Source organism: Streptomyces sp. NPDC003456 (assembly GCF_042878735.1).
GTDB lineage: Bacteria > Actinomycetota > Actinomycetes > Streptomycetales > Streptomycetaceae > Streptomyces.
Window position 1 is genome coordinate 645,406 of record NZ_JBIAOK010000006.1, and the last position, 9,214, is coordinate 654,619.

Sequence of the window (9,214 nt, forward strand, 5' to 3'; positions counted from 1 at the left end):
TCGCCCCGCAGGAGGTCCTGCGTGAGTCGGACGAGGTGCGCGGCGTGCGTGCCGCTAGCGGCAGGTGAACGTCGACTCCGCCCAGTCCGCGAGCGTCACGTCGTCGAGCACGCCGCGCGGCTCCACCACGAGGCGCACGGTGCTGCGGCCGGTGAGATCCACATGGACCGGTACCGCCGGGTCGCCGCCCCGGACCAGCCCGGAGCGCCACAGCCTGACCCCGTCCGCGTAGACGGAGAAGGAGACCCGGCCGAGCTTCAGCGCCAGGTCGTCGACGCCCGCCTTCGCGTCGTACGCGGTGCAGGACCGGTTGAGGTCGATGGTGACGGAGGACCTGCCGTGCACGGTGACGCCGTGCGCGTACCGCAGGCCGTCGACGGACAGCCCGGACCGCTTCCACACCCAGCTGCTCGCGCCGATCCGCATCTCCGGCCCGGTGCCGTCACCGACGACGTCGTAGGCCAGGTCGCTCCACCGGTAGACGGTCGGGGCCGGCGGCGGGGGTGGGGGTGGTGGCGACGGGGGTGCCGGGGTGGGTTCGGGGGCCGGGGCGCGAGGCGGCGTGGGTGGCGGGGTCGCGCGGGGAGGGGCGGGCGCCGGGGTGCGGGAGGCCGAGGGGGACGGTGCCGGGCTGGTCCGGGGGGTCGGGGTGGGCGCGGGCGTGCCGGCGCCGACCGGTTGCAGCACGGGCGGCCTCGGCCCGGGGCCCGGCTTCCGGGGCTCGGGCGTGGGCTCACCGGGGCGGACGACCGACGAGGGCGGAGCGGCCGACGGGCCCGACCTGGCCTCCTCCTTCGGTTTCTCGCTGCCGGCCAGTGCGAGCACCACCGCGACCGCGACGCCCACGGCCACCACTCCGGCCGCGACACCGGCCTTCAGCGGTGCGCCGAGCCCCTCGGACGCCGCTCCGCCGGCACCCCCGGCCCCGCCGGACGAGCCGCCCGCCGCGGCGGCCCCGGCCGCACCGGCCGCTCCCGTGCCCCCGGCGATGAGTCCGGCCGCCTTCGCGTACCCGGCGGCACCGAACCAGCCGATGACGGCGACCGGCACGACGGCCGGGATGCCCCCGGCCACCTCCGCGATCTGGGCCGAGGCCAGCCGGCACTTCGCGCACTCCTCCAGGTGCTTGCGCAGCCCCCGCTCGGCCCGCGTGCGCAACCGGCCCCGGGCGTAGGTGCCGAGCTGGTCGGCCCAGCGGGCGCACTCCTCGTCGGCGGTGAGCGTGGCACTGACGTGGGCCTGGAGGTAGGCCTGCTTGAGTCCCTCCCGGGCCCGGCTGGCCAGCACGCGCGTGCCGTTGGCGTCGAGTCCGAAGAGCGTGGCGACCTCGCTGGGGGACTCGTCCTCCACCTCGGTGTGCCACAGCACGGCCTGCCACCGCTCCGGCAGCGAGCGGAACGCCCGCATCGCCATGGACTGCTCGGCTGCGTGCAGCGCCCGTACGTCCGCGCCGAGTTCGAGCGTGTCGTCGTCGGACCCGTCCGGGCGACGGGCGGACTGCGCGGCGAACACGGCGAAGTCGTCGACGAGTTGCTCCCGGCGGGCGGAACGCGTCCAGGAGGCGGCGACGCGCCGGACGGAGGTGAGCAGGTAGGCCCGGACGGCGTGGGACGGGCCCGCCCCGCCGCGCACCGCCTGCAGCATCCGGGCGAAGACCTCGGCGGTGAGGTCGTCGGCGGTGTGGGCATCGCGGCAGCAGGTGCGGGCGTACCGGCGCACGGCCTGCGCATGGCGCCGGTACAGCTCCTCGTACGCCGTGTCGTCGCCCGCGCGCATCCGGTCGATCAGATCGGCGTCGGACGGGGGCAGTTCACGCGGGGGTGGCAGTACACCGTCCTCGCGTCCCTCGCGCTGGGCCGGGACGGCGCCCTCCGAGGGAGCGCGGGGCGGCACCCCCGCGCGTCCGCCCTGGCTCGGCACCTGGGGCGGTACCGCGCCGCCGGCGGTGGCGTCCTCGCTGCTCCCGCTCGACTCGTCCCGCCCGTCACCGCTCATCGCGGAACGCCCCCACCAGCCGACCAACCCGTCCAGACCACCGCGTCAGCGTGCCACAGCGGCCCCCACCGGGAGCCCTTGCGTCGGGACCATCACCCGTCCGAGGGGTTCGGCCGCACGCCAGTACTGAACGGGGCCCGCCAGGGGAAGAATCGCGCCTTCGGGCCGCCTTCGCGCCCCGGCCGGGACCGAGGGCACATGCACCGGCTGCGGCACACGCCGAGGCCCGTGATCCCGATGGATCACCCACCGCCCGCGGCCCGCGCGGAGGGTCCGACTGCCGAGCACCGGTCGCGGTCCGCGCGGAGGCCCGACTGCCGTGCGCCGGTCGCGGTCCGTGCCGAGGGCCCCGACCATCGAGCGCCAGTCGCGGTCCGCGCCGAGGGCTCGACCGCCCCGCACCGGCCGCGACCACGCCCACGCCGAAGGACTGCCGCCCCCGCACCGCCCGCCGTCGCCACGCCGCACGGCCGGTCGGCCGCAAGGCCGTGCCCGCCACGCGCGAGGGCCCGGAGCCCACGCTCCGGGCCCTTCACGCCCTGGACCTAGAGAACCTGCTGGACGGATGCGCCCCGAGGCCCGTACGCAGGACCGGACTCACGCCGGTCGCGAGCGCAGCCCCTCCAGCAGGATGTCCAGCAGCCGGGCCGAGGCCGCCGCCTGCTGGGCCGCATCCGGCAGCGAGGGCGCGGCCGTCGCGATCACCAGCAGGACGTCCGACACGGACACGTCCGCCCGCAGCTCGCCCGCCGCCCGGGCCCGCTCCACGAGCCGGCCCACGACCTCGAGCAGCGCCGCCGCCCCGGCGTCGTCCTCCGCGGCGGCCGACGGCGCCACGGCCGCCGGCTCGTCGGGCACCAGCCGCAGTTCCGCCGGTCCCGGCTGCGTGCGCTGCTGCGGCACCCGGGGCCCGGCGGCGCCGTCCTCCACGGAGACCCGCAGCACCTGCGGCGGCAGCAGCCGTCCGGCACCGGAGGCCACCGACGTCCGCAGGAAGCGCGACAGCGCCGACCACGGCTCGTCCTCCTGCCCGAGCGCCGCACGGGCCTGGTCGGTCAGCCGGGAGATCTCCTCCTCGGCTATCCGGCGCACCAGGACGTCCTTGCTCGGGAACCGCCGGTAGACCGTGCCCACGCCGACCCGCGCGCGCCGCGCCACGTCCTCCATCGGCGCGCCGTACCCCAGCTCGCCGAAGACCTCGCGCGCCGCACGCAGCACGTGCTCCAGATTGCGCTGCGCGTCCACGCGCAGCGGTGTGGTCCGCGGCCCGTCCGCGCGGGCACCGCCCGGCGCCGGGCTCATCGTCGCGCCACCCGCGAGAGCGGACACGGACGACCATCGAGAATCCTGAACATGCATATGCATTCCCCCGGTAATGACGTCTCCCCCCGGAGACGCTCCCCGCCATACAGTCGCGGGACGGGGGAACAGGCCCGGGTCCGCGGGCCCGCCCGTCGCGGACCCGGTGAGCACATCCCCCTACACCCCGTCGACACACGAACATAGTTGAGAGGGAGTCAATTCAGAAGGGGCAGGTTCCGCACAGAGCGCCCACCGATCGGAGTACGGGCCGCATACGTCCGGAATGTGCTCCCGTGCGCCCCCCGCACCACCCGTCCTGACCTGCGGCGACTCCTGGCATCCCGCCCTTTCGGCCAACTCCGCGCCGGCTCCCGCCCCGGTCACACAATTCGTCGAGGCTGTGGACAAACGCAAGCGGCGGGTGCGTCATGGGATGGTGAAGGAACGTGCGCGCATTCTCGTTGTCGGCGGCGGCTACGTCGGGATGTACACGGCCCTGCGCCTGCAGCGCAGACTCGGCCGGGAACTGGACCGCGACGAGGTCGAGATCACCGTCGTCACCCCCGACCCGTACATGACCTACCAGCCGTTCCTCCCCGAGGCCGCCGCCGGTGCCATCTCCCCCCGGCACGTCGTCGTGCCGCTGCGCCGCGTCCTCGGCCGGTGCCGCATCATCATCGGCGAGGCCACCGCCGTCGACCACGACAAGCGCACCGCCACCATCACCACCCTCGCCACCGAGGAGGAGGGCACCGGCGGACAGCGGCTCGCCTACGACCACCTGGTGCTGGCCCCCGGCTCCGTCTCGCGCACCCTGCCCGTCCCGGGCCTGGCCGACCACGGCATCGGCTTCAAGACGGTCGAGGAGGCCATCGGGCTGCGCAACCACGTCATCGAGCAGATGGACATCGCCTCCTCCACCCGCGACCCCGCGATCCGCGACGCGGCCCTCACCTTCGTCTTCGTCGGTGGCGGCTACGCCGGGGTGGAGGCGCTCGGCGAGCTGGAGGACATGGCCCGCTACGCCGCTCGCCACTACCACAACGTCCGGCCCGAGGACATGAAGTGGATCCTCGTCGAGGCCTCGGACCGCATCCTGCCCGAGGTCGGCGAGGAGATGGGCCGCTACACCGTCACCGAGCTGCGCCGACGCAACATCGACGTGCGCCTGGAGACCAGGCTGGAGTCGTGCGCCGACCGGGTCGCCGTCCTCAGCGACGGCGCCCGCTTCCCCACCCGCACGGTCGTCTGGACGGCCGGCGTGAAGCCGCACCCGGTGCTCGCCGCCACCGACCTGCCCCGCAACGAGCGCGGCCGCCTCAAGTGCACCCCGCAGCTGTCGGTCGAGGGCACCACGCACGCGTGGGCCGCCGGAGACGCCGCCGCCGTCCCCGACGTCACCGCGAAGGAGCCCGGCCGCGAGTGCGCGCCCAACGCCCAGCACGCCGTGCGCCAGGCAGCCGTCCTCGCCGACAACATCGTGCACACCCTGCGCGGCGAACCCCTGACGACGTACGAGCACTCCTACGCCGGATCCGTCGCCTCCCTCGGTCTGCACAAGGGGGTCGCCTACGTCTACGGACGCAAGGTCAAGGGCTACCCGGCGTGGTTCATGCACCGCGCCTACCACCTCAGCCGCGTGCCCACCTTCAACCGCAAGGCGCGCGTGCTCGCCGAATGGACCCTCGCCGGACTGTTCAAACGGGAGATCGTCTCCCTCGGCTCACTCGAACACCCGCGGGCCGAGTTCGAACTCGCGGCCGGTGGAAAGCCGTCCCAGGACCCTCCCCACAACCCGAAGGGGTCGTCCTGACCGTCCCCAGGAACTCCACCGGTCGGCCCGGCGTCTGACGGATGTCGGTCCGGTCCGCGCCCTGCCAGACTGGTCCACCACCGCGGGCGTGCCACCCCACGTCCCGGTGCGGGCCCCCGGGCCCCGGCCGGTTCCGGTGCCGGCCGCCGACCACTACACGAGGCAAGGATTCGTGAACTTCACGCGCTGGAGCGCCCGGCTCCCCGGAACGCAGCGCCGCGCCGCAGCGCGGACCGAGCAGACGGCCTCCCCGGACCGGCGGGGGGACGGCTCCGTCCCCGCCGCCCGCGCCGAACGACCGACCGACGAGGTACCGCCCGTTCCCGCAGTCGACGAACTGCGCGTGCGCGAGGTCCTCGACCGCGTCCCCTCCCTCGTCGCCCTGGTCCACGGCCCCGACCACCGCATCGCCTACGTCAACGACGCCTACACGACCGCCTTCGGCGTGCGCCCCCTGGGCGAACGCGCCCGCGAGGCCCTGCCGGAACTCGACGCGCTCGGCCTGTTCCCCCTGCTGGACCAGGTCCAGCGCAGCGGCAAGCCCCGCACGGTCAAGTCCCGCAAGGCCCCCGACGGCCGCTGCTACACCTTCACCTGCACCCCCGTCGCCCGGGGCGACGGCAAGGCCGGCGGCGACGGCCGCGGCGTCCTCGTCTTCGCCACGGACGTCACCGACCACGCCGAAGCGGCCGAACGCCTGCGCGCCAGCGAGCGCCGCCAGCGCGAGACGGCCGTCACCCTCCAGCGCTCCCTGCTCCCCCAGGAGCTGGAACAACCCGACGACCTGCGCATCGCCGCCACCTACCACCCCGGCGGCACCGAGGCCGCGGTCGGCGGCGACTGGTACGACGTGATCACCCTGGGCGGCGGTCGCACGGCTCTGGTGATCGGCGACGTCATGGGCCGCGGCGTGCGCGCGGCGGCGGTCATGGGCCAGCTGCGCACGGCCGTGCGCGCCTACGCCCGCCTCGACCTGCCCCCGCACGAAGTCCTCCAGCTCCTGGACGGCCTCGCGGCGGAGATCGACGCCCACCAGATCGCCACGTGCGCGTACGCCATCCACGACCCGAACGAGGGCAAGCTCGTCTACTCCTCGGCGGGCCACCTCCCGATCCTCGTCCGCGACGAGAACGGCACGGTCCTGCGCGCCGAGGAACCCACCGGACCCCCGCTCGGCACCGGCGGCTGGATGCACACCTCGGGCTCGATCCCGCTCGGCCCCGGCTCCACGGCCGTCCTCTACACGGACGGTCTGGTGGAGCGCCGCGACGCCGACCTCGACGAGGGCATCGCCGCCCTGGAACGCGCCCTGTCCGGCGCGACCGGCACGCCCCAGGTGGTCTGCGACCGCCTGATCCGCTCGGCCGGCGTCACCCCCGACCACGACGACGACGTGGCCGTCCTGGTCCTGCAGCACCCCGCCCGCACGGGCCCGGACAGCGAGCTGTTCCGCAACGCCGCGCTGGAACTGCTCGGCGGTGTCGAAGCGGCCCCACGCGCGCGTGCCTTCGCCTCCGGGGTCCTGACCAGCTGGCGGTTCCCGGCGGACCTGCACGACCTCGGCGTGCTGGCGACCAGCGAACTGGTCGCCAACTCCCTGCAGCACGGCACCCCGCCGATGCGGCTGCGCCTGCGCCGCACCGACCGCCGCCTGATCATCGAGGTCACCGACGGCGACGACCACCTCCCCAGACGCCGCCGCGCGGAACCGGGCGACGAGTCGGGCCGCGGCATCGCCATCGTCGCCACGATCGCCTCGAACTGGGGCTGCCGCCGCACTCCGGGCGGCGGCAAGGCGGTGTGGTGCGAGTTCGTCCTGCCCCGTACCGCGCTCCCCTGACGGTGACGGGGCAGCGGGCGGGATCAGCAGGCGGGACGGATCAGACGTCCGCCGAGACGGGCGCCCCGCCCCGCGCCACGACCCGGCTCTTCGCGCGCCACGGCTGGTCCTGCGCCTCCGTCAGCTGCCGCCCGAGCCGCACGGCGAGGAAGGTGATCCCGAGCGAGAACACCAGGAACGCCACGATGTACGGCGCGTGCAGCGACGCCCCGAGCGGCCCGCCCACGGCCGGCCCGACGGCCAGCGCCAGCTGCTTGACCAGGGCGAACGCCGAGTTGTACTGACCGGCCATGCCCTCCGGCGCGAGATCGGCCACCAGCGGGGCCACGGTCGGCGACAGCATCGCCTCCCCCAGCCCGAACAGCGCGTACGTCGACACGAACGCGGCCGTCGCCATCTCCTGGCTCCCGTGCCCGAGCCCCGCGTAGCCCGCGACCACCCAGGCCACGGCCCAGATCAGACCCACGGCGGCGATCACCCGCGACCGCCGGCGCCGCTCCACGAACCGCAGCACGGCGAACTGCGCCACGACGATCACCAGCGTGTTGGCCGCCAGGGCGGTCCCCAGCGCGGACGTCGAGATACCGGCGGCCTCGACCCCGTACGCGCTCAGCCCCGACTCGAACTGCCCGTAGCAGGCGAAGAACAGCACGAAGCCCAGCACGCACAGCTGCACCATGGCCCGGTTGCCCAGCAGCTGCTTCCAGCTGCCCCGGCCCGAGCTCACGGGCGCGTCCATCCGGGGCGCGTGCGGCATCCGCACGGTCGCCATCACCACGACCAGCAGCAGGAACATCGCCGCCTCGATCGCGAAGAGCAGCGTGAAGGACGCGGCGCTGGAGGTGTCGACCAGGTGGCCGCCGATGAGCCCGCCGACGCCGAGCCCGAGGTTCTGCAGGAAGAACTGCATGGCGAACGCGCGCGAGCGCGTGTCGGCGCTGGAGCAGTCCACGATCATGGTCGCCAGCGCCGGCTGCATCACGGCCTGGCCGGCGCCCAGCAGGGACGCCGAGACCAGCACGGCCACCGCGCTGCTCGAGATTCCCAGGCTCAGCGCCCCCAGGGCGGCGGCGACGAGGGCGGTGAGCAGCACCGGCAGCGGACCGCGCCGGACGATGGCCCGCCCGGCGAACGGCAGCACGATCAGCGCGGCCACAGCGAAGACGGCGAGCACCAGACCCGCCGTCATGGCCCCGAGCCCTCGCACCTGCGCCACATAGACGTACAGGTAGGGGACTGTGAAGCCGAGCCCGAAAGCGCTGAGTGCGTTGCCCACGTGGATCCGGCGCATCGCAGCGCCCATCGCCCTGGTCACGTTCACCTCTCTCAGAAGTTAGGAGTGAAGACTTCGAAGCTAAAGTTCGATGCTAAAGAGTACATAGTCAAGGACTTCAAGGCAAAGGAGGGGCGTGCCATACTGCGGCCATGGGCGACACCCCCGGCCCCAGTGAGCCGACTCTCGAAGAGCAGATCGCCGCGTACCAGCGCGAGTTCCAGGACCTCGACCCCCAGGTGGAGCAGATCGTCTCCGCCCTGTCCCGCCTGAACCGCCGCATGAACGTCGCCTACGGCCGCCAGACCGCGGCCCTCGGGATCAGCAACGCCGAGTGGGAGGTCCTCAAGGCCCTCGTCCTCTCCGGCGCCCCCTACCGCCTGGGCCCCAGCGACCTCGCCAAGCGCCTCGGCCTGACGCCGGCCGCCATGACCCACCGGATCGACCGCATGGTCGCCGAAGCATTGGTGACCCGGGAACGGGACGAGACGAACCGCGTCCGCGTCATCGTGGAGCTGACACCGGAGGGGCGAGAGAAGTGGCTGGAGGCGATGCGCATGGCGTCGGTCTTCGAGGAGGACCTGCTCCAGGACCTGTCCCCGCAGGAGCGCACGGCACTCGGCGAGGTGCTCACCCGCCTGCTGCGCCGGGTCGAGCACGCCCAGCCAGACGCCGGCGGACGCCTCACCGACCTGGACTGACGGCCGGCAGAAAAGATCTTGACAGGGGGTGCTTGACAGCCCCTTGCCGGGTCCGTAAGGTTCTTCGGGTTGCCACGGAGCCGTAACGGTTCTTCGGTAGCACTTCCGCCGCAGCAGCGGCACCAACCACCAGCAAGATCGATCCCAGCCGGGTTGCATTCGGCGTTCCCGAATTCAATTCGAATGGGACTCGACGTCCTGATCGAATCCGCACCGGCTTCGATTTTGGATCGCCGAGAGACCGCGCTAAGGTTGGAGACGTCGGAACGGCCCAACAGCCGTGAGGACAG

6 protein-coding genes are annotated in these 9,214 nt (G+C 73.8%); 3 read left to right on the top strand and 3 right to left on the bottom strand.

The window, feature by feature from the left end:
• Positions 1-54 precede the first annotated feature (54 nt).
• Both ACFYWG_RS27315 and ACFYWG_RS27320 read right to left on the bottom strand, forming a co-directional pair.
• Positions 55-1,995 (bottom strand): sigma-70 family RNA polymerase sigma factor, encoded by a 1,941-nt coding sequence (locus ACFYWG_RS27315; RefSeq protein WP_389203978.1) that lies wholly within the window; start codon positions 1,993-1,995, stop codon positions 55-57.
• Positions 1,996-2,592: 597 nt separating this feature from the next.
• Positions 2,593-3,354 (bottom strand): TetR/AcrR family transcriptional regulator, encoded by a 762-nt coding sequence (locus ACFYWG_RS27320; protein WP_376334543.1) that lies wholly within the window; start codon positions 3,352-3,354, stop codon positions 2,593-2,595.
• A 376-nt stretch (positions 3,355-3,730) separates the two neighbouring features.
• Here ACFYWG_RS27320 and ACFYWG_RS27325 point away from each other — a divergent pair, with 376 nt between their 5' ends.
• Together ACFYWG_RS27325 and ACFYWG_RS27330 are read left to right on the top strand one after the other, a co-directional pair.
• On the top strand, positions 3,731-5,110 hold the full coding sequence (locus ACFYWG_RS27325) for an NAD(P)/FAD-dependent oxidoreductase (protein ID WP_383503694.1): 1,380 nt from the start codon (positions 3,731-3,733) through the stop codon (positions 5,108-5,110).
• A 172-nt stretch (positions 5,111-5,282) separates the two neighbouring features.
• Positions 5,283-6,950, top strand: coding sequence for a SpoIIE family protein phosphatase (locus ACFYWG_RS27330; protein WP_383503693.1), 1,668 nt, complete (start codon positions 5,283-5,285; stop codon positions 6,948-6,950).
• Between the two features lie 40 nt (positions 6,951-6,990).
• Here ACFYWG_RS27330 and ACFYWG_RS27335 read toward each other — a convergent pair whose 3' ends face one another.
• Complete coding sequence (locus ACFYWG_RS27335) at positions 6,991-8,253, bottom strand: MFS transporter (RefSeq protein ID WP_389203990.1); 1,263 nt, start codon at positions 8,251-8,253, stop codon at positions 6,991-6,993.
• Positions 8,254-8,375: 122 nt separating this feature from the next.
• On the opposite strand from ACFYWG_RS27335, the gene ACFYWG_RS27340 reads away from it, so the two are divergent.
• Positions 8,376-8,924 (top strand): MarR family winged helix-turn-helix transcriptional regulator, encoded by a 549-nt coding sequence (locus ACFYWG_RS27340; protein ID WP_389203979.1) that lies wholly within the window; start codon positions 8,376-8,378, stop codon positions 8,922-8,924.
• The last annotated feature ends 290 nt before the right edge of the window (positions 8,925-9,214 follow it).